This is a genomic window from Saccharopolyspora hattusasensis, assembly GCF_050972075.1.
Classification (GTDB): Bacteria; Actinomycetota; Actinomycetes; order Mycobacteriales; family Pseudonocardiaceae; genus Saccharopolyspora; species Saccharopolyspora hattusasensis.
The window spans coordinates 145344-164029 of sequence record NZ_JBPCDC010000001.1 but is presented as its reverse complement, the minus strand read 5'-3'; the positions used below and the strand labels follow the sequence as shown (position 1 = coordinate 164029).

Here is an 18686-nt window from a genome sequence, read left to right as displayed (position 1 = left end):
GGTGCCTCGGCGGTCGGGCCACGAGGCACCCGGCGTTCACCCCTTGACGCAGACGACCTGCTTCAGGTGCGTCACCACCTCGACCAGGTCGGTTTGCGCGGCGATCACCGAATCGATGTCCTTGTAAGCGGCCGGGATCTCGTCGACCACGCCGGCATCCTTGCGGCACTCCACGCCGGCCGTCTGCGCTTCCAGGTCAGCGGCCGTGAAGGTCTTGCGGGCCTTGTTCCGTGACATTCGCCGACCGGCGCCGTGCGAGGCGGACTGGAACGACCGCTCGTTGCCGAGGCCGCGCACGATGTACGACCCGGTGCCCATGCTGCCCGGGATGATGCCGAGATCACCCCCGCCCGCCCGGATCGCGCCCTTGCGGGTGACGAGCACCTCGACGTCGTCGTACCTCTCCTCGGCCACGTAGTTGTGGTGGCACGAGATCGGCGTGTCGAACCTGGTCCCCGGCACCGTTTCGGCTAGCGCCCGCTGCACCAGGGCCAGCATCGTGGCGCGGTTGCGCGCCGCGTAGTCCTGCGCCCAGAACAGGTCCCGGCGGTAGGCCTGCATCTCCGACGTGCCCGCCACGAACACCGCGAGGTCCGGGTCCGGCAGGTCCGCGTTGTGCGGGAGGCGCCGCGCGATGTCGATGTGCCGCTTCGCCAGCTCGTTGCCGATCCCGCGGGAACCGGAGTGCAGCATCAGCCACACGCGGCCGACGTCCGGGCCGCCCTGCTCCAGGCAGACCTCGATGAAGTGGTTGCCGCCGCCGAGGCTGCCGATCTGCGCCCGCGCCCGGTCCTGGAGGTTCTGCACGCCCGGGTGCAGCTCCCCGAAGACGGACCAGAACTCCTGCCAGCCGCTCAGCCCGGGTACGCGCGACGGGTTCACCGGGGTGCGGTGCATGGCGAAGCCGACCGGCACGGCCGATTCGATCCGGCCGCGCAGCACACGCAGGTCGTCCGGCAGATCGGCAGCGGTCAGGGACGTTCGCACGGCGCTCATCCCGCACCCGATGTCGACGCCGACCGCCGCCGGGGACACGGCGTTGCGCATGGCGATCACGCTGCCGACGGTGGCGCCCTTGCCGTAGTGCACGTCCGGCATCACGGCGAGTCCGTGCACCCATGGCAGGTTGGCGACGTTGTGCAATTGGCGCATGGCGGCGTCTTCGACCGACTGAGGGTCAGCCCACATCCGGATCGGCACCCGTGCACCTTCAACTGCCGCGTACATCGTTCTTCCTGCCTCTCGGAGACTTTGACGCAGCAATGATCTACGGTTTTCCCGCGCCACGCCACCGAATTAATTCAACTCGACGCACTCGGCCGCGCAGGCCCACGTTGGACGGTTGCGACCCGCTGCGCGTCACCACAGCGCGCGAAATCGTCCAATGAGGATAATTGTGCGCTGGATTCGCCGTAGCTCGGGCAACGCGGGGCCGCCCCCGGAGATGATCCACCGGTGGGCAGCTCGAGCGAGTTGGCGGCGGTGGGGGGGCCGAGGTCGCGGAGGTGACGCGAACCGGTCGCCCCCGGACACCGGTTCATAACCGCAGCGTCGTGAAATCGGCAGTAACCTTCTCTGCATGACGCGCAGGATCGAGTACCGGAGCACCTACGAGTGGCCCGCCGCTCGGGTGTTCGCAGCGCTGACGGACCCCGACTGCCTCCGCGAGCGGCTGCGAGTGCTCGGCGGTGACAACGAATTGGCCGAGCACGAGGCGACCGCAACCGGCGCGCGGTTCCGGATCCGCCAGGGCGTGCGCGCCGAGGCGATCCCCTCGGTGGCGCGCGCAGTCGTCGGCGGGGACCTCTCGATCGACCGCAGCGAGGTCTGGCGTCGTGAGGACGACGGTGGTTACGTGGGCGAAGTGACGGCGGGTGCGTTGGCCGTGCCGCAGGCGATCACGGCTTCGCAGCGGCTGCGGGACCTGCCGCCGGCGGGGTGCGAGTTCGTCGTAGCGGGCGATGTGAAGGTAGGCATCCCGCTGCTCGGCGGCAAACTGGAAGACCTCTTCGCGAGTGAGGTGCACAGCCTCCTGGCGGCCGAGCACGAATTCACGGTCGACTGGTTGTCCCGGCACGGCTGACAACCTGGCTCTGCTTCCAAGTGCCGATGTCCGCGATGACGCGCTGTCCGATGTGGAGTGCTCTCGTGGTCGGCACCCAGCGGGTGACTTCCGCGCCCGCCTTCCGGGCGGATCCTGTCATCCGTCCACAGTGTCCGGAGCGCGCGTCGCACCGTGCCCAGACGGGTCAGGTGTCCGGCTGGTCGTGATCTGCCCAGCGTCCGGGACCGGTGCGCGGGAAGCCGCGCTGGTCAACACGGTAAGCCCCGACTATCGCTTGCCGGCTCCGAAATCGGCCACTCCGCTTGGGGGCATGCGACTGCGGCGGTCCTGTTTGGACGAGTGCCGACCGGCATGAGCTGGCGGCCTTCTACGGGCACCGCTCGAACCCGACGGAGTCGCGAAGATGCGTGCCGTGGCCGAGGAGAACCCGGATCTCGTCACCGAGCACGGCGGCGTCAACCCCAGCGAGCACGGCACGGCCTGGACTGCAGCGAGTTCAACCGGCAGATCTTCGAGGATGAAACTCCACGAGGCGATGCGACAGGAACGTCCCAGCCGGCCGCTGCCGGGCGAGGCATCGTCCAGCAGCGGCATCCCGCCGGGTCAGCGTCCCGAATCCGCCGGCCGGTCGGCGAAGATCCCTTCGAGCATCCCGGTGGCCTGGCCGACTTCGATCAGGTAACCGTCGGGATCGCGCATGTAGCAGCGGATCTCGGCCTTGCGGTCGATGGGTTCGGTGAGGAACTCGGCGCCCTTCCGGCTCGCCGCGGAGTGGAAGGCGGCGATGTCGGCCACGCGCACGTTCATGAAGGCCGACACCGTGGTGGGCCGATCCGGGGGCTCCAGGACGACGTCGGGCTTGTCGGGAGTGGGACCGCCACCCGGGTTCATGATGATCCACGAATTGGCTACCTTGACGATCGCCGGGTTCTCCTCCAGCACGACCCGTCCGCCGAAGATGTCGGCGTAGAACTCCCGTGAGCGGGCGACGTCGCGCACGGTGAGGAAATGAGTGATGACGAGGCCTTCCTCGGGTGTCGGCCAGTCCTCTCGAAGCATGAGCCTCCTTTCGCGGTACCGACCGGTACCTGGATCGGCGTTCGGCTCCGCGAGCGGTGGGTGGACCCCGACCAACAATGGAACACCCGGTTGGCGGCGGACGCAGCGCGACCGCCACCGATGCCTTCCCGCCTCGGGGATTCACGCACTCCCAGGTCCAGGCGCCGTCTTCGCCTCGTGGTGCGGCCGGGCCCACTCGCGGAGGGTCGCGGCGCGGATCTTCGAACCCGTTCGTACCAGATGCGGTGGGCATCCGGTCGATGACGTGGATCGCCAGGGGCACCTCGAACCGGGCGAGGGTCTTCGCGCACCAGGCGGTTCTTCCGGTTCCGCGGGCCTGTCGAGCACGACGAAACCCACCGCTTCCGTCGCACGGCTGCTGAAAGTCGGCTCGCCGTCCACTTCGGCACCGGCCCGGGCGTCCTCGGCCGGGCAGCGATCCGCAAAACCCGGTGGCACCGCCCGGAGCCCTGTTGCTACGGTGGAGTGGATTGCGAGTGAGGGAGACCAGACGTGATTGGTGACGACGACATCTCCGGGTGATACCCGGACGTGATCTGCCACCTGCAGGCGCTCGTGCGCGCCGCCGTCGTGGCCATGTCGTCGTTCCATCGTTCTCCTCCGGGCCGCCTTGGTGCGCCCGCATCACCCACGAGGGCTCTCACACATGTCCGATGCGTTCATCACCTGCTTCAACCTGTCCTTTTCCTGGCCGGACGACACGCCGGTCTTCCAGGACCTCTCCTTCACCATCGGCGGCGGCCGCACCGGTCTCGTGGCCCCGAACGGCGCGGGCAAGAGCACGCTGCTGAAGCTGATCGCCGGCGAGTACCGGCCGACCGGAGGTTCCGCGTCCGTCGAAGGGGTGCTCGGCTACCTCCCGCAGAGCTTGCCTCTGGACGGCGATCCGACCGTGGCCGAGGTCCTGGGCATCGCGCCGGTGCTCCGGGCCCTTGCTGCCATCGAGTCCGGGGATGCGAGCGAGGAGAACTTCGCCGCGGTCGGCAACGACTGGGACATCGAGGAACGCACCCGCGCACAGCTGGAACGGCTGGGCCTCGGGGACGTCTCCTTGACCCGGCGTCTGCACACCCTCAGCGGCGGCCAGGTCGTCTCGCTCGGCCTGGCGGCACAGCTGCTGAAGCGGCCCGACGTGTTGCTGCTCGACGAACCGACCAACAACCTCGACGTCGACGCGCGCCGCAAGCTCTACGGCGTGCTCGAAGACTGGCAGGGCTGCCTGCTGCTGGTCAGCCACGACCGGACGCTGCTCGACCGCATGGACCGCATCGCCGAACTGGACCAGGGCGAGATCCGTTACTACGGCGGGAACTTCACGGTGTACGAGGAGACCGTGCACGCCGAGCGGGAGGTCGCGGAGAAGAACATCCGCAGCGCAGAGCAAGAAGTCAAGCGCGAGAAGCGGGAGATGCAGCAGGCCCGCGAGCGGGCGCAGCGCCGGGCCAGCAACGCCGCCCGCAACATCGAGAGCGCTGGGCTGCCGAAGATCCTCGCCGGGGCGCGGAAGCGACGCGCCCAGGAGTCGGCGGGGAAGGCCGACGAGACGCACGCCGCGCGGCTCAACCAGGCCAAGGCGCGGCTCGACGAGGCCGAACGTGCGTTGCGCGATGAGCAGCGGATCTCGCTGCAACTGCCCGGGACCAACGTGCCGGCCGGGCGCACGGTCTTCCTCGGCGAAGGGATGCGGGTTCGCCGCGGGGAGCGAGACCTCTTCGCTGGCGAAGGCGTCTCCCTGGCGATCCGGGGGCCCGAGCGGATCGCGCTGACCGGGCCCAACGGCGCCGGGAAGTCCACGCTGCTGCGCGTGATCAACGGCGATCTGGAGGGCGGCAGCACGAAACACGCCGATGGCCGTATCGCCTACCTCTCGCAACGGCTGGACCTGCTGGACCTCGACCGCACGGTGCTGGAGAACCTGGTCGCCTTCGCGCCGGAAATGCCGGAGTCGCAGCGGATGCACTTGCTCGCCCGATTCCTGTTCCGCGGCACCCGCGTGCACCTTCCGGTCGGGATGCTCTCCGGCGGCGAGCGGCTGCGCGCGACCCTGGCCTGCGTCCTGTTCGCCGAACCGGCCCCCCAACTCCTGCTGCTCGACGAACCGACCAACAACCTCGACCTGGTGAGCGTCGGGCAGCTCGAAAGTGCGCTCAACGCCTACGAAGGCGCGTTCGTGGTGGTGAGTCACGACGAGCGGTTCCTCGCGAACATCGGCGTGAACCGCTGGCTTCGCCTCGCCGACGGCAGCCTGGTGGAAACTGGCGCACCAGCCTGAAACGGGCGCTGGCAACGCCAACCGTGAGTCTTCTGGGTTGCTGTAGCAGCCAGAAGACTCACGGGACTACCAGTCGGCCGCGGCGCGGACCTCGGCGGCGAGGCTCGTCGGCGGCTCGTGGGAGGAGTCCAGCACGAGGTCGTCGAGTCCGGCCGCGTCGAGGATCTCGGCGAGTTCGTTCGCGCGGTCCAGGTGCCAGCGCAGGCTGGGTTCGTCGTCAGCGTGCCGGTCCCGGAGGCGGTCTCGGGCCACGGAGGGGTCGACGACGAGCCGGACCAGCAGGATGCCGGTCGAGTCCAAGGCCGCTTGGTAGCGGCTGATGGCCGAACGCGCCTCGATCACTCCCGCGACGACGAGGTGCCGGGCACCGGCCCGCCGGTAGTTGGCGGCCAGGGCTTGCAGGTTCTGCAGCTCCAGCGCGAGGTTGAACGGGTCGTCCTCCGGACTCGGCCCGAACCCACCGGCGTTGACCACGGACTGCGAGCGCGGTGCCGAGGACGTCATCCCGTCCTCGACCCCGGCGGTGGTGGCGGGCTACCCGTCGGTGTCGGTGCCCGCTGGCTCGGTCGGCGAGCTGCCGGTCGGGTTGCTGCTCAAGGCGGGCTACCGGCAGGACGCCGAGCTGCTGTCGCAGGCAGCGGTCGCCGAGCGCGAGCTGAACGCCTGGCGGGCGCCGCGCCACGTGCCGGCCGCGGGGCCCGACCCCCGCTCCCTGACGCGCCCGGTCGCGGGCCCCACCAGCCCCTGTTGTCACTTCCGAAGCACACGTCGCCGCCTGTCGTCCAATCCGGTAGCGGTATCGGCCCGGGTGCCTCCAGCTCTGGGCGGCTTCGCTTTTCCGGCGTTATGGTGCCCAAGTCCGCGGTGCTTCGCGCCGCGCGCTTGGGGGAATCAAATGCTGGTTCGTTGTGCGCCGCCAGGTCGTCGAGACACACGCGAACGCGCCGTCCGCGCGTTCGCGGCCCGCCCGAACGCGCATTCGAGTTGGCGTTTTACTGGAAAGGAATGGATCGTCGTGACCGACGTCGCAGAGTTCGCGCTGTCCAGCCTCGCAACGGTGGTCCGGATCGAAAAGCCCTGGGGCTACGAGGAGATCTTCGCCGTTGTGCAAGGCCGATACGTCGGCAAGGTGCTGCACATCCGCGCGGGTGAGGCGCTTTCGCTGCAGTACCACGAGAAGAAGGAGGAAACGGTCGCTGTCCAGTCCGGCTTCGCGCTGCTCGACATCGGGCCCAGCCGGACGTCGCTGTTCCGGATGGAGCTCAGCCCCGGCCAGACGGCGAGCATCCCGTCCGGGGTTCTGCACCGGATCACCGCGGTGTCCGACGTGGTCCTGCTGGAAGCCTCCACGGCGGATCCAGGGTGGCAGGCGGACGTCGTCCGCCTGGAAGACCGCTACGGCCGCGCCGTAACCGCGTAGCCGGGGCGGAAGCGAGTCAGGCCGGCACTTCGGAGCGGTCTGCCGCCCAGAGGGTGTGGAACGAACCTTCGCGGTCGGTCCGGCGGTAGGTGTGGGCACCGAAGTAGTCGCGTTGGCCTTGGGTGAGCGCGGCCGGGAGCCGGTCCGCGCGCAGCGCGTCGTAGTAGGCGAGTGCCGCCGCGAATCCCGGTGTCGGCACGCCCTGGGTGGTGGCGGCGACCAGTACCGCCCGCCAGTCGTCCTGGGCGGCGGTAATCTCCTGCGCGAACGTCCGGTCGGAGAGCAGGCTCGGCAGGTCGGGGCGCGAATCGTAGGCGGCGCGGATGCGGTCTAGGAACGCGGCGCGGATTATGCAGCCGCCACGCCAGATCGAGGCGATCGCACCCAGGTCGATGTTCCAGTCGTATTCCGCGCTGCCTGCGGCGATCTCGTGGAAGCCCTGCGTGTAGGACACGATCTTGGACGCGTACAGCGCCTGCTCGACCTGGTCGGCGAACGCGGCCGCCTCGGAGCTGCCCAGCGGTCTCGCCGCGGGGCCCGCGAGCCCGTGGGAGGCTTCGCGCAGCGCGGTGTGGCCGGACAGCGAGCGGGCGAAGACCGCTTCGGCGATGCCCGGCACCGGTACGCCCAGTTCGAGCGCGAGCTGCACGGTCCAGCGTCCGGTGCCCTTCTGCTCCGCCTGGTCGGCGACCACGTCCACGAACGGCTTGCCAGTCGCGGCGTCCACATGGGACAGGACCTCGGCGGTGATCTCGATCAGGTAGGAGTCGAGGCGGCCGGTGTTCCAGGTGCGGAAGATGTCGGCGATCTGGGCGGGGGAGAAGCCCGCGACGTCGCGCAGCAGCTGGTAGGCCTCGCCGATCAGCTGCATGTCCGCGTATTCGATGCCGTTGTGCACCATCTTCACGAAATGGCCGGCGCCGTCGGGGCCGATGTGCGTCACGCAGGGTGCGCCGTCGGCGGCCTTCGCGGCGATCTTCTCCAGCATGGGTCCGAGGGAGTCGTAGGACTGCGCGGATCCGCCGGGCATGATGCTGGGTCCGTGCAGCGCGCCTTCTTCGCCGCCGGAGATGCCGGTGCCGACGAAGTGGATGTCGTGCTCGCGCAGTTCGCGCTCCCGGCGTCGCGTGTCGGCGAAGTGCGCGTTGCCACCGTCGATGATCATGTCGCCCGGTTCCAGCAGGGGCGCGAACTCCTGGATGACGGCGTCGGTGGGATCACCGGCCTTGACCATGATCACGAGGCGTCGGGGGCGTTCCAGAGCGGCGACGAAATCGGCCGGGGCTTCGGTCGCGACGAAGTCGCCTTCGTGGCCGAATTCGTCCATGAGCGCCCGGGTCTTCGACGCGGTGCGGTTGTGCACGGCGACCGCGTAGCCGTTGCGCGCGAAGTTGCGGGCGAGGTTGCGCCCCATGACGGCGAGCCCGGTGACGCCGATCTGCGCTGAAGTGCTCATGCGGATAGCTCCTGTGGGTTGCGTCGTCGACGCGGCGCGGGTGTGTTGACCCGACAATTCTCGAACAGCAGCCGACCCGGCGCAGGGTTCCCGACCGCGCTCATTGCCGGGAGCGTTCAGCTGCCGGAAAAGGGTTTCCGGATCTTGCGGGTCACGGGCGGAGTTCTCCGACGATCTCCAGGCGGCGTTCGTGGTAGGCGGCGTCTTCCGAGTCGTGGACTGTTCCCCGTTCCTCCTGCTGATGGAAGGATGCGGCCTCGCGGCGCAACCGGTGCCGGATCAGCTGGCGGGGAAGCGGCGGACCTACCGGTCACACGCGGTCGGCCGGCTCACCCGGGAATCAGGTTCGGCTGCTGTAGCTCAGGCGTTGGAGCAGGACCTCGGCCGGTTCGTCCCCCTCGCGGCGCGGCTCGCGATCATGCCTGCGGGTTGCCCGCGAGCAGACCCCGGGCTGCGAGGTTGGTCATAAGCGCGCGGATGCCGAACGTCCAGTCCGGTGCGGCCTCGGCGGTGCTGACGACGTTGATCAAGGCTCCCTGTGTGGGGGAGGAAATGCGTACACGCCCGTGCCCGCCAACTACGTCGCGGGAAGGAAAAATGACTGATCTCTTCGCGCTCTACGGCAAGAACGCGATCGTCACCGGCGGTGCAGGGCATCGGCGAAGCCACCGCAGGGCGGCACGGCGTCGAGTTCGCGAGAAATTGGCGTTCACCCGGGTGACGGTCAATTTCTCGCGAAATTGCGCCGACCTCGGGTGATCACAGGCGGGTGATGAGGGTGTGCCAGCAGCGCATGGGCCACCGACGTCACCGACTCCGCCAGCGTGGAGGCAGCGTTCGAGCACGTGCTCACCACTGCCGGATCGCTCGACGTCGCGGTCAACAACGCGGGCATCGTGCACAACCACCCCAGGGAAGACCTCGGCGACGAGGACTGGCGCCTGTTGACTTCCTCCCCACGCCTAAAGGCGGGGGAGTCCAACCTTCACAGGTTGGGTTTCCTGCTTCATAGCCGACTGCGCGCGAGCAAGCTCGCCCCGGCTTACACCAGCTCCACAGGCATCGCCGGATTTCCACCCGGCTACCGCTCGACCAGCGGCAAGGATGTTCTTCGCGGCGTTGTGGTCCCGGTCGTGCCGAGTGCCGCAGTCGGGGCACGTCCAGTACCGCACCGACAGTTTCAGGTTCTTCAGCAGGTGCCCGCAGTTCGAGCAGGTCTTCGAGCTCGGGTACCAGCGGTCAACGACAACGACGATCTTTCCCGCTCGCTCGGCTTTGTATTCGAGCTGGCGCCGGAACTCGCTCCACCCGCAATCGGAGATCGCCTTGGCCAGTTTCCGGTTGCGGACCATGTTTCTCACCGCGAGGTCTTCGACCGCGACCAGGTCATTGTTACGAACCAGGTCCGTTGAGGTGCGGTGCAGGAAGTCCTGCCGCGCGTGCCGCACCTTGCGGTGCGCCCGGGCAACCTTGGCTTTAGCCTTGCGGCGGTTCGCTGAACCGCGCTGCTTGCGGGCCATCTGACGTTGATAGCGGGCAAGGTTGCGGGCCTTACGGTCCACGTGACCGGCGTTGGGGATCTTCTCCCCGGTGGACAGGACAGCGAAGTCTTTCACCCCCAGGTCAACGCCGACCGTGCGGCCGGTGGCCGGGGCGTGTTCGGGCTCGTCGGTGTCCACGGCGAAGGTCACGTACCAGCGGCCGTCAGGCTCGCGGGAAACGATCACCATAGTCGGATTCAGAGACTGAAGAACCTCTGCACCCCAGGACCACACATACTCAAGCGGCGCGTTGTGCTTGGCCAGCTTCAGCTTTCCATCGCGCAGGCTAAACGCGCTGCGCGTGTAGTGCGCCGACTGACGTCCGTTACGCGACTTGAAGCGCGGGTAGCGAGCACGTCCAGCGAAGAAGTTCGCGTAGGCGGTGTGCTGGTGCCGCAACGTCTGCTGCAACGGCACCGACGACACCTCGGACAGAAACCCCAGTTCTTCAGTCTTCTTCCACGCGGTCAGCGCGGCGTCAGTCTCCTTGTAGGAGGTCTTTTTGCCGGTTGCGTGGTAGGAGCGGTGGCGTTCGGCGAGGGTCTTGTTCCACACGAGGCGTACGCACCCGAACGTGCGGCCCAGCAGGGCCGCTTGCTCGGGGTCGGGATAGGCCCGAACCTTGTACGCCGTCCTCACACTGATCATTTTACACAGCAGGCCGACACCAGTAATCATCTGGTGGGATGGTTACCGCTGGACGCGTTTAATCACGGCTTGACGTGCTTCCTCCCCACGGATAAATCCGGGGGCCTCCGCACTACGTTTCTTCGGTGAAGGTCAAATCCCCGTCGAGGACGGGCGGTCAGAAGCCGAAGGTGGTGACCTGGGGGAGGGAGCCGGCGCGCAGGTGCTGGAGGATGTACTGCTCGTGGGGCACGGTCGGACTCGGCGGTGCGTCCAGCGGGAACCACTGCAGATCGGCGGTCTTCTCGGGCTCGGCCCGCCTGGGCTGCCCGGTCCAGCGGCGGCATTCGAAGAAGAAGTCCACCCGCTCGTTGATCGCCCGGTGGTCGCCCTGCGTTCGGTGCATGACCGACAGCGGTACGAGGTCTTCGGCGGAGATGTCGATGCCGAGTTCCTCGGTGGCTTCCCGGCGCGCGGCGCCGATGACGGATTCACCGGATTCGACGTGGCCCGCCGCGGCCATGGCCCAATGCCCGTCCATGTATCCGGTGTTGCGGCGCAGCTGCAGCAGCACCTCCTCCCGGGCGTCCGACCTGCGAAGCGCGATGTAAACGGAAGGAACGACCTGAAACCGATCAACCATGGAACCGACCTTAGTCCCAAGATTGAGACGAAAAGCGTTTCCAGGGGGCGGAATCGAAGCCGCAGCCGAGTCAGGGACGCGGTCAGCTCATCCTGCTCGGCCTTGCTGATCCGGGCCCAGCCCGGGGCGGCCATCGCGATCGAGTCCCCGGCGAACCGGCCGGTGATGGTCGGCGCGGTCTCGATCCACCCGGCGCTCTCGGGATCGACCTCGCGCAGGTAGTCGGAGACCAATCCAACGGGGCGCAGGTCGCCCCTGCCATCGGGGGGCGACGCCGACGACGCGCAGCGCGTGGCTGCTCGTGCCGTTGTGCCGCCGCAGCCAGCGCGCGATCTCCTGATTGGCTCCGGCGTTCATGGTGCCGCGCATTTCGGCGAGATCTGCTTCGGTCCCGACGCCCCGCAACCACGCGTCGAGGGCGAGGACTTCGAGACGATCATCCCGTACGGACTCGATGATCTGTGCTCGCTGTTCCGGAAGAGTTTTCCGGGGTTTCGCGATGCTCATGGCGTTACACCGCTGGATTAAGAGCAGATTAAGGGTGTCGTATGGATGCGAGAACAACTCGCCGCGCACGGATCGTCACTGAACATATCCACTTTGGAGCGTGGTTGTGATCGGCGAGTGATATGAGTAAGGTCGTTTCGACGTGACCGGCCGGTCGGGGCAACGAGGGTCGCTTCTTGACAGGTGCCGCCTACACGCTTTAGGGAACAATGGGTCAGATAGGCTCGATGACGGAATTCGGTTTTGGTTGGCTGACGCCGGTCCTGTCGTACGTGATGGCTTGCGTCGGTGCCGCGCTCGGCTTGCGCTGCATGGTGCGCGCGCTGGCGACGACCGGCCGTGCGAAGCGCAACTGGTTGCTCAACGGTGCTGTCGCGATCGGCACCGGCATCTGGACCATGCACTTCATCGCGATGCTCGGCTTCCACGTCACGGGCACCGACGTGCGTTACGACGTTCCGTTGACCGTGCTGAGCCTGGTGGTCGCCATCGTGGTGGTCGGCATCGGCGTCTTCGCGGTCGGCTACAGCCGTTCCAAGGTGTCGGCGGTGCTGGTCGGCGGCCTGGTCGCCGGCGTCGGGGTGGCCGCCATGCACTACGTGGGGATGGCCGCGATGCGGCTTTCCGGCATGGTCAGCTACGACCCCCTGATCGTCGCATTGTCGGTGGTCATCGCCGTGATCGCGGCGACCGCCGCGCTGTGGGCGACGCTGAACATCCGCGGCCCGGCGGCCGCGTTCGGCGCCTCGCTGGTGATGGGCGTGGCCGTCAGCGCGATGCACTACACGGGCATGGCGGCCGTGAGCGTCCACCTGCACGGGACGGATTCCGCCGTGGTCGGAGCGTCCCCGATGCAGTTCATCTTCCCGCTCACGGTCCTGCTGGGGTCGTACTTGTTCCTGACGTCGGCGTTCGTCGCGATTTCGCCCAGCGCGCCGGCGAATTCCGATTCGGCGGATGCCGGGGGAGCACCTGAGAAGCCCGTGGAGCCGGTAGCAAGGTGAATTCGATCGATCGCGTTCCGTGAAGATCGTGTGAATTGATCGACCCTCCCACAAGCTCTCCTTCGATAATCCGGGATGGATGGTTCATGCCCGAAACCCGCAGGTATTCCAAAACCAGATTCCCGAGTCTGCCGCAGCCGAAGTCGGTGCGCGCGAAAACCGTGGCGCTGCTCGCCGTTCCGGTGGTCTCGCTCATGGCGCTGTGGTCGCTGGCCACGGTCTCGGCGGTGCAGAACGCCTGGACGCTGCACCAGGTCGAGGAGGTCAACGAGAAGCTGGCTGGTCCAGTGCGGAACCTGTTCGACAGCCTGCAGGGCGAGCGCGCCGCGGCCGTGCAGTACCTGGCCGCTCCGCAGGCCGCGGGGGAGCAGGCGCTCTCCGCGCAGCGTGCGCGCACGGCCGAGGCCGCGGCAGCGCTGCTCGACGGCGTGACCGTGGCCAAGGCCGACATAGCGAGCCTCGCCCCCGAGGTGAACCAGCGCATCAACGTTCTCGTGCGGGGCCTCGACCAGGTTCGGGATGAGCACCCGCGCCTGGTAGCGAAGCAAACGGACTGGTACAGCGCCTACAACGCGTATACCGCCGCGATCGACGATGCCTTCGCGGTGGACGAGGTGTTGACGAGGGTGCAGGACGGGCAGGCCGCGGCCACCGCCCGGGTCGTCCTGCAGCACAGTCGCGTGGCCGAGATGATCGCGCGCCAGGACGCGGTGGCGACCTCGGCGCTCGTTTCCGGGCGGATGACACCGGAGCAGCACCGGGCGTTCGCCGGCGCCCTCGGCGGCCAGCAGGTGTTTACCGCCAGCTTGCTGCCCGACCTCCCGGATGCGAACCGGGCCGCATACCAGCAACTCGTCGACGGCGACGCCTACCGGTCACTCAGCGCGATGCAGAGCGAAATGCTCGACACGGCCACCAGCACGTTCTCCCTCGACCAATGGCGCGGCGCGGTGCGAGTCCTGGAGCAGGCGGTGGACGCCAGCCAGGCCAATGCACGTGCCGTGGGCGCCGCGCAGGCGGAATCGGCTGGCCAGTCGGTGACGACCCAGGCGGCGCTGACGGTGATCCTCGGTCTGCTCGCCGTGCTGCTCGCGTTGGTGGTCTCCGTCCGGATCGGTCGGGGCATGGTGATCGAGCTGGTCGGCCTGCGCGACTCGGCGCTGGAGCTGGCGAATCGGCGGCTCCCGCAGGCGATGCGGCGGATCCGGACCGGCGAGAAGATCGACATCGAGGCCGACGTCCCGGTGGTCGCGCCCGGCGAGGGCGAGATCGGCCAGGTCGGCGATGCGCTCAACGCGGTGCAGCGCGCGGCGCTGCAGGCCGCGGCCGAGCGCGCCGAACTGCTCACGGGCGTCTCCGGCGTGTTCGTCAACCTGGCCCGGCGCAGCCAATCCCTGGTGCACCGGCAGCTCGGCATCTTGGACGCGATGGAGCGCCGAACGGAGGATCCGGCGGCGCTCGAAGACCTGTTCCGGGTCGACCACCTGGCGACGCGGATGCGCCGCCACGCCGAGGGGCTGATCATCATGTCCGGTGCCACTCCCGGCCGCGCCTGGCGCCAGCCGGTGCCGTTGATGAACCTGGTCCGTTCGGCCGTCTCCGAGGTCGAGGCCTACGCGCGCGTCGAAATCCGCCGGATGCCCCAGCTGTCCGTGCTCGGCTCGTCGGTTTCCGACATCACGCACCTGTTCGCCGAACTGGTGGAGAACGCCACCACGTTCTCGCCGCCCGACAGCACCGTGCTGGTGCACGGCGAGCCGGTCGGCACCGGGTTCGTCGTGGAGATCGAGGACCGCGGCCTGGGCATGAGCCCGGAGCGGCTGGACGAGGCCAACCGCTTGATCGCCGAAGCGCACCAGCTGGAGCTGTTCGAGGGCGACCGGCTGGGCCTGTTCCTGGTGAGCCGCCTGGCAAACCGGCAGGGCTGCACCGTGTCGCTGCGTCGCTCTCCCTACGGTGGTACTACGGCGGTGGTGCTGCTTCCGATGTCGATCCTTGCTTCGGAACCGGCCTCGGAGCCGCCTGAATGGCCGTCCGAGTCGTTCGCGGCGCCCGACGATCAGCCCGCTGCGCTGCCGAAGAAGGCGGTCGCGACGCGGCTTCCGGTCCGGGGCCCGGCGAAGGTCGAGCCCCCGGCGCCGACGCGGCTTCCGGTCCGGGTCCCCGCGAAGGTCGAGCCCCCGGCGCCGACACGGCAGTCGATCTGGCGGGAGCCGGCGGCGATCGGCGCGGCCCCGGCCGAGGAAACCCCGGCCGAGGAAACCCCGGCCGAGGAAACCCCGGTCGAGGAAGCTGCTGTCGAAGTCGAGCAGGACACCGAAGTCCTGCCCCGCCGGACCCGGCAGGCGAGCCTCGCCCCTGGCCTGCAAGCAACTGATTCCCGGGACAGTAAGACCGAGTCGGCCCCGACGGCCTCGCTGTCGCCGGAGCAGGCGCGAAGCATGATGTCCGCGCTCCAGCAGGGGTTCGCCCGCGGGCGCGGCGCACCGACCGACGACGCCTGAACCCCTTCCACCGCAAATCGAGGAGCAAACCGATGTTTGGGACGGCCGAACATTCCGGGGAGTTGAGCTGGCTCTTGGACGAGCTGGTCCACAACGTGCCGCGAGTCAGGCTCGCGCTGCTGCTGTCCAACGACGGGCTGGCCATGGCGGTTTCCTCGGGGGTCAGCAACGAGGACGGCGAACACCTCGCCGCGGTCGCGTCGGCGCTGCATAGCCTCGCCAAGGGCACCGGACGGCACTTCGACGCCGGTTCCGTCCGCCAGACAATGATCGAACTGGACGGCGGTTACCTGTTCGTCGTGGCCGCCGGCGGCGGCACCTGCCTCACGGTCTTCGCCGAGGCGGGTGCCGACATCGGCCTCGTCGCCTACGAGATGGCGCGCCTGATCAACCAGGTCGGCGACCACATGCACGCCGCCGAACGCTCACGCGGCGAATCCGGAGGTGCACTATGACGCACCCGGCGCGGCGCGGGGGAGGCCGCAAGCCGTCCGCAGCCGGAGAAGGCGGCCGGCCGTGAGCGGGGCCGGTCAGAACTGGTACGACGACGATGCGGGCCCCCTGGTGCGGCTGTACGCGATGACCGGGGGACGTGCCCAGCCGCGCCGCGGCGTCCTGGACATCATCACGCTCGTCGTGGCCACCACGGCCCCCGAACACGACCTGACGCTCACCCCCGAACAAGCCGGAATCCTCAACCTCTGCCGGGGCCGACAGTTGTCGGTCGCGGAGATCGCCGCCCGCGCGGACCTGCCGTTGAGCGTCGTCCGGGTGCTGCTCGCCGATCTCCTCGACGCCGGACACGTCCACGTAGAACGCCCCACACCACCGCGCGAACTGCCCGGTGAAGACCTCCTGCAGGAAGTGATCAATGGCCTTCGCGCGCTCTGAAGAACGGACCGGCTCACCCCGCACCGCGCTGAAGATCCTGATCGCCGGCGGGTTCGGCGTCGGCAAGACGACGATGGTCGGCGCGGTCAGCGAAATCCGGCCGCTGCACACCGAGGAGCAACTCACCGAGGCCGGGCGAGGCGTGGACTCCACCAGCGGTGTGGAGCAGAAGACCACCACAACTGTGGCGATGGACTTCGGCCGCATCACGCTGCAGGACAAGTTCGCGCTGTACCTGTTCGGCACACCCGGCCAGGACCGCTTCTGGTTCTTCTGGGACGACATCGCGCAGGGCGCGCTCGGCGCGGTCGTGCTTGCGGACACCCGCCGCCTGCGGGACTGCTTCGCGGCGGTGGACTACTTCGAGAGCCGCGAGATCCCGTTCATCGTGGCGGTCAACCACTTCGCGGGCTCGCGGCGCTTCGGCGCGGAGGAGGTAGCCACGGCGCTCGACCTCGACCCGGGCATCCCGGTCGTCCCGTGCGACGCCCGCGACCGCGACTCGGCCAAGGAAGTCCTGATCGCCCTGGTGGAACACGCCAGCCACATCTACGCCAAACGCCGATGACCGGGGATCCGCTGTGGACGGACGAAGGGGTGTGAGCGCCGAAGCTTTCGGCACTCACACCCCTTGCTCGTTCGTCAGCTCTTCAGGACGTCGGCGACGTTCAGGTCGTCGCTGGTGAACCGGGCGAGCAGCGTCGCGTCGACGCCCGCCAGCTCCAGGGCCGCGATGGTCGTCGGGAGGCGGGCTCGGTCGGAGCCGTCGGCGATCTTGAGCGCGATCGCGGTGCCGTCGGGCAGCGCGGCGATCTGCACCGCCTCGAAACCGTCCTTGGCGATCAGGCCCGGCACCGCCGACATGAGCGCGGTGGTGTCCCGGCGGGAACCGGCCACCATCTCCGGATGGGCTCGGATGGCCTGCGCGACCACGCCTTCCGGGCTTCCCGTCGGTGCACTGGCGATCCGCCCGGCAGCCGTGGCCAGGCCGCGCAGCGAGACGGCGAACAGCGGCGTGCCGCAGCCGTCGATGGCTACGTTAGCGATCCGCTGACCGGTCAGCTCCTCGACGGTGGCGGCGATTTCGCACTGCAACGGGTGCCCGGGATCCAGGTAGTCCGATGTGGACCAACCGTGCCTCCGGGCGGTGTGCAGCATCGACGCGTGCTTGCCAGAGCAGTTGTGCGCCAGTTTGCGGGCCGGGTGGCCCGCCGCGATCCAGGCCTCCCGCTCGACCGGGTCGTACGGGAGGCCGGCCGGGTTGCCGAGTTCGGCCTCGGTGAATCCGCCAAGCTCCAGCACGCGCCGCGCGCCGGCGAGGTGGACCTCCTCGCCGGAGTGGCTGGAGGCGGTGAGCGCGAGCAGGTCCGGCGGCAGCGACAAGCCGAGCCGGACCATGGCGACTGCCTGCATCGGCTTGGCCGCCGAGCGCGGGTAGCAAGCCGTCTCGGCGTCGCCGGCCTGGAACAGGATCAAGCCGTCCGGAGCGACCACCACGACCGAGCCGTGGTGGACGCTTTCGACGAGGCCGTCCCGCAGCACGTGCACGAGCGGCACGTGCGCGGGAACGCCGACCGGGGGCGTCCGGGTCATGCGCCGGCCTTTTCGAGCACCGAGGTGTCGATCTGCGTGCGGACCCGGAACCAGCCGATGACCAGCGCGATGATGATCAGCGGCAAGGCCATCAGGGTGATCCGGCCGATTTCGTCGAAGGCCATCAGGATCACCACCGATGCGAGGAACGCGAGCGTGACGGTCTCGGTGTAGGGCGAGCCCGGCCGGGTCACCTCGCCGCGCTGCGCCTTGCGGACGAACAGCAGGTGGCAGACGACGATGATGCCCCAGGTGGCGAGGATGCCGATGGAGGCGAAGCTCAGCACGATCTCGAACGCCTCGGCGGGCACCAGGTAGTTCAGCCCGACGCCGATCACGCAGACCGCGGAGGTCAGCAGGATGCCGCCGTAGGGCACGCTGTTCTTGTTCATCACGCCGGTGAACTTCGGCGCCGAACCGGCCATCGACATCGACCGCAGGATGCGGCCGGTGGAGTACAGGCCCGCGACTTGCTGTAACCGGCGTCACCGGCGTCGGCGGGCCCGTCGCCACGTTGCGACGGCTGCAGGGTCTGGTCGGTCATTGGATTCAGATTTTCCCGTTCTCATCCACTGCGGGCGCCGCGGTCGCGGTCTTGGGGCCCGACGATGTTGCTGAGCGTGCTTTCGACACGCGTCAGGTGCTGGGTCATCGCCTCGGTCGCGGCGAGTTCGTCGCCGCGACCGATCGCTTCGAGGAGTATCCGGTGCTCGACGTTGGACGCCGTGCGCCGGTCGGTGAGCCGGTTGAGCAGGGTCGACTGCCTGGCCAGCGCGTCCCGGATCTCCTCGATCACCTTCCCGAAGACCGGGTTGCCCGATGCCTGGGCGATGGTGATGTGGAACAGCGAGTCCAACGCCACCCAAGCGGTGTTGTCGGTCTCCTGCTCCATCCGCTCCACCAGTTCGGTGAGTGCACGGTTTGATGCCCGTGTGGCTGCTGTCGACGACTGTGGCCGGTGCTTCGACCAAGCCCTCGAGCGGCTGGTGTTCCCGCGCCTCGCGACTCGAGGGCGCGTCGATCGCCGCTCCCTCAACCGCGCCGAGGAAGTTGCAGTCTCGATACCTGCCCGGGGCCGTGAAA

General features: G+C 68.6%; 17 protein-coding genes and 3 pseudogenes. 11 read left to right on the top strand and 9 right to left on the bottom strand.

Features of this window, described 5'->3' with window-relative positions:
- Positions 1–36: 36 nt before the first annotated feature.
- Positions 37–1227 carry an RtcB family protein gene (locus tag ACRXBZ_RS00845; RefSeq protein WP_433877306.1) on the bottom strand — a complete coding sequence of 397 codons (1191 nt, stop codon included), beginning with the start codon at positions 1225–1227 and terminating at the stop codon, positions 37–39.
- Between the two features lie 352 nt (positions 1228–1579).
- Between ACRXBZ_RS00845 and ACRXBZ_RS00840 the strand changes: the two genes are divergently transcribed.
- The gene (locus ACRXBZ_RS00840; RefSeq protein ID WP_433877305.1) at positions 1580–2083 is read left to right on the top strand and encodes a DUF2505 domain-containing protein; all 504 of its coding nucleotides are present in this window, start codon (positions 1580–1582) and stop codon (positions 2081–2083) included.
- A gap of 585 nt (positions 2084–2668) precedes the next feature.
- Here ACRXBZ_RS00840 and ACRXBZ_RS00835 read toward each other — a convergent pair.
- Complete coding sequence (locus ACRXBZ_RS00835; RefSeq protein WP_433877304.1) at positions 2669–3124, bottom strand: VOC family protein; 456 nt, start codon at positions 3122–3124, stop codon at positions 2669–2671.
- 667 nt (positions 3125–3791) lie between these two features.
- Here ACRXBZ_RS00835 and abc-f point away from each other — a divergent pair.
- Positions 3792–5417 carry a ribosomal protection-like ABC-F family protein gene (gene abc-f / locus ACRXBZ_RS00830; protein WP_433877303.1) on the top strand — a complete coding sequence of 542 codons (1626 nt, stop codon included), beginning with the start codon at positions 3792–3794 and terminating at the stop codon, positions 5415–5417.
- Positions 5418–5483: 66 nt separating this feature from the next.
- Here abc-f and ACRXBZ_RS00825 read toward each other — a convergent pair whose 3' ends face one another.
- Entirely contained in the window at positions 5484–5921 is a 438-nt protein-coding gene (locus ACRXBZ_RS00825; protein ID WP_433877302.1) for a hypothetical protein, read from the bottom strand.
- On the opposite strand from ACRXBZ_RS00825, the gene ACRXBZ_RS00820 reads away from it, so the two are divergent.
- The gene (locus ACRXBZ_RS00820; RefSeq protein WP_433877301.1) at positions 5884–6837 is read left to right on the top strand and encodes a cupin domain-containing protein; all 954 of its coding nucleotides are present in this window, start codon (positions 5884–5886) and stop codon (positions 6835–6837) included. The genes ACRXBZ_RS00825 and ACRXBZ_RS00820 overlap by 38 nt on opposite strands.
- Before the next feature lie 16 nt (positions 6838–6853).
- On the opposite strand, the gene gnd is transcribed toward ACRXBZ_RS00820, so the two are convergent.
- Positions 6854–8293, bottom strand: a complete 1440-nt coding sequence (gnd, locus tag ACRXBZ_RS00815; RefSeq protein WP_433877300.1) for an NADP-dependent phosphogluconate dehydrogenase — start codon at positions 8291–8293, stop codon at positions 6854–6856.
- A gap of 597 nt (positions 8294–8890) precedes the next feature.
- On the opposite strand from gnd, the gene ACRXBZ_RS00810 reads away from it, so the two are divergent.
- Together ACRXBZ_RS00810 and ACRXBZ_RS00805 are read left to right on the top strand one after the other, a co-directional pair.
- Entirely contained in the window at positions 8891–9052 is a 162-nt protein-coding gene (locus ACRXBZ_RS00810) for a hypothetical protein (RefSeq protein ID WP_433877299.1), read from the top strand.
- Positions 9053–9093: 41 nt separating this feature from the next.
- Positions 9094–9225 (top strand): annotated as a pseudogene (locus ACRXBZ_RS00805) (SDR family NAD(P)-dependent oxidoreductase); the annotation flags it as partial.
- Positions 9226–9255: 30 nt separating this feature from the next.
- Here the strand turns inward: ACRXBZ_RS00805 and ACRXBZ_RS00800 are convergent.
- Both ACRXBZ_RS00800 and ACRXBZ_RS00795 read right to left on the bottom strand, forming a co-directional pair.
- Positions 9256–10482, bottom strand: coding sequence for an RNA-guided endonuclease InsQ/TnpB family protein (locus ACRXBZ_RS00800; protein WP_433877298.1), 1227 nt, complete (start codon positions 10480–10482; stop codon positions 9256–9258).
- Positions 10483–10639: 157 nt separating this feature from the next.
- Positions 10640–11104, bottom strand: coding sequence for an NUDIX hydrolase (locus ACRXBZ_RS00795; protein ID WP_433877297.1), 465 nt, complete (start codon positions 11102–11104; stop codon positions 10640–10642).
- Positions 11105–11395: 291 nt separating this feature from the next.
- On the opposite strand from ACRXBZ_RS00795, the gene ACRXBZ_RS00790 reads away from it, so the two are divergent.
- The 6 genes from ACRXBZ_RS00790 (at position 11396) to ACRXBZ_RS00765 (ending at position 16578) form a co-directional block, all read left to right on the top strand.
- Positions 11396–11632 (top strand): hypothetical protein, encoded by a 237-nt coding sequence (locus ACRXBZ_RS00790; RefSeq protein ID WP_433877296.1) that lies wholly within the window; start codon positions 11396–11398, stop codon positions 11630–11632.
- A gap of 206 nt (positions 11633–11838) precedes the next feature.
- Positions 11839–12615, top strand: a complete 777-nt coding sequence (locus ACRXBZ_RS00785; protein WP_433877295.1) for an MHYT domain-containing protein — start codon at positions 11839–11841, stop codon at positions 12613–12615.
- A gap of 86 nt (positions 12616–12701) precedes the next feature.
- Positions 12702–15119 (top strand): sensor histidine kinase, encoded by a 2418-nt coding sequence (locus ACRXBZ_RS00780; protein ID WP_433877294.1) that lies wholly within the window; start codon positions 12702–12704, stop codon positions 15117–15119.
- A 32-nt stretch (positions 15120–15151) separates the two neighbouring features.
- Positions 15152–15574 carry a roadblock/LC7 domain-containing protein gene (locus ACRXBZ_RS00775; protein ID WP_433877293.1) on the top strand — a complete coding sequence of 141 codons (423 nt, stop codon included), beginning with the start codon at positions 15152–15154 and terminating at the stop codon, positions 15572–15574.
- A gap of 61 nt (positions 15575–15635) precedes the next feature.
- The gene (locus ACRXBZ_RS00770) at positions 15636–16010 is read left to right on the top strand and encodes a DUF742 domain-containing protein (RefSeq protein ID WP_223838482.1); all 375 of its coding nucleotides are present in this window, start codon (positions 15636–15638) and stop codon (positions 16008–16010) included.
- Entirely contained in the window at positions 15991–16578 is a 588-nt protein-coding gene (locus ACRXBZ_RS00765) for a GTP-binding protein (RefSeq protein ID WP_168588977.1), read from the top strand. The genes ACRXBZ_RS00770 and ACRXBZ_RS00765 overlap by 20 nt, the downstream gene beginning before the upstream one ends.
- Positions 16579–16652: 74 nt before the next feature.
- Here the strand turns inward: ACRXBZ_RS00765 and ACRXBZ_RS00760 are convergent, their stop codons facing one another.
- The 3 genes and pseudogenes from ACRXBZ_RS00760 to ACRXBZ_RS00750 form a co-directional block, all read right to left on the bottom strand.
- Entirely contained in the window at positions 16653–17603 is a 951-nt protein-coding gene (locus ACRXBZ_RS00760; RefSeq protein WP_433877292.1) for an asparaginase, read from the bottom strand.
- A pseudogene (locus ACRXBZ_RS00755) lies at positions 17600–18070 on the bottom strand (amino acid permease); the annotation flags it as partial. The gene ACRXBZ_RS00760 and the pseudogene ACRXBZ_RS00755, both read right to left, overlap by 4 nt.
- A 98-nt stretch (positions 18071–18168) precedes the next feature.
- Positions 18169–18558: pseudogene (locus ACRXBZ_RS00750) on the bottom strand (FadR/GntR family transcriptional regulator); the annotation flags it as partial.
- Positions 18559–18686 lie beyond the last annotated feature (128 nt).

What these genes read in the sequence shown, in the direction of transcription:
- abc-f (WP_433877303.1), top strand. Translation starts at nt 3,792, where the DNA reads ATGTCCGATGCGTTCATCACCTGCTTCAACCTGTCCTTTTCCTGGCCG.
- ACRXBZ_RS00760 (WP_433877292.1), bottom strand. Translation starts at nt 17,603, where the DNA reads ATGACCCGGACGCCCCCGGTCGGCGTTCCCGCGCACGTGCCGCTCGTG.
- ACRXBZ_RS00810 (WP_433877299.1), top strand. Translation starts at nt 8,891, where the DNA reads ATGACTGATCTCTTCGCGCTCTACGGCAAGAACGCGATCGTCACCGGC.
- ACRXBZ_RS00765 (WP_168588977.1), top strand. Translation starts at nt 15,991, where the DNA reads ATGGCCTTCGCGCGCTCTGAAGAACGGACCGGCTCACCCCGCACCGCG.
- ACRXBZ_RS00775 (WP_433877293.1), top strand. Translation starts at nt 15,152, where the DNA reads ATGTTTGGGACGGCCGAACATTCCGGGGAGTTGAGCTGGCTCTTGGAC.
- ACRXBZ_RS00825 (WP_433877302.1), bottom strand. Translation starts at nt 5,921, where the DNA reads ATGACGTCCTCGGCACCGCGCTCGCAGTCCGTGGTCAACGCCGGTGGG.
- ACRXBZ_RS00780 (WP_433877294.1), top strand. Translation starts at nt 12,702, where the DNA reads ATGCCCGAAACCCGCAGGTATTCCAAAACCAGATTCCCGAGTCTGCCG.
- ACRXBZ_RS00795 (WP_433877297.1), bottom strand. Translation starts at nt 11,104, where the DNA reads ATGGTTGATCGGTTTCAGGTCGTTCCTTCCGTTTACATCGCGCTTCGC.
- ACRXBZ_RS00785 (WP_433877295.1), top strand. Translation starts at nt 11,839, where the DNA reads ATGACGGAATTCGGTTTTGGTTGGCTGACGCCGGTCCTGTCGTACGTG.
- gnd (WP_433877300.1), bottom strand. Translation starts at nt 8,293, where the DNA reads ATGAGCACTTCAGCGCAGATCGGCGTCACCGGGCTCGCCGTCATGGGG.
- ACRXBZ_RS00840 (WP_433877305.1), top strand. Translation starts at nt 1,580, where the DNA reads ATGACGCGCAGGATCGAGTACCGGAGCACCTACGAGTGGCCCGCCGCT.
- ACRXBZ_RS00845 (WP_433877306.1), bottom strand. Translation starts at nt 1,227, where the DNA reads ATGTACGCGGCAGTTGAAGGTGCACGGGTGCCGATCCGGATGTGGGCT.
- ACRXBZ_RS00835 (WP_433877304.1), bottom strand. Translation starts at nt 3,124, where the DNA reads ATGCTTCGAGAGGACTGGCCGACACCCGAGGAAGGCCTCGTCATCACT.
- ACRXBZ_RS00800 (WP_433877298.1), bottom strand. Translation starts at nt 10,482, where the DNA reads ATGATCAGTGTGAGGACGGCGTACAAGGTTCGGGCCTATCCCGACCCC.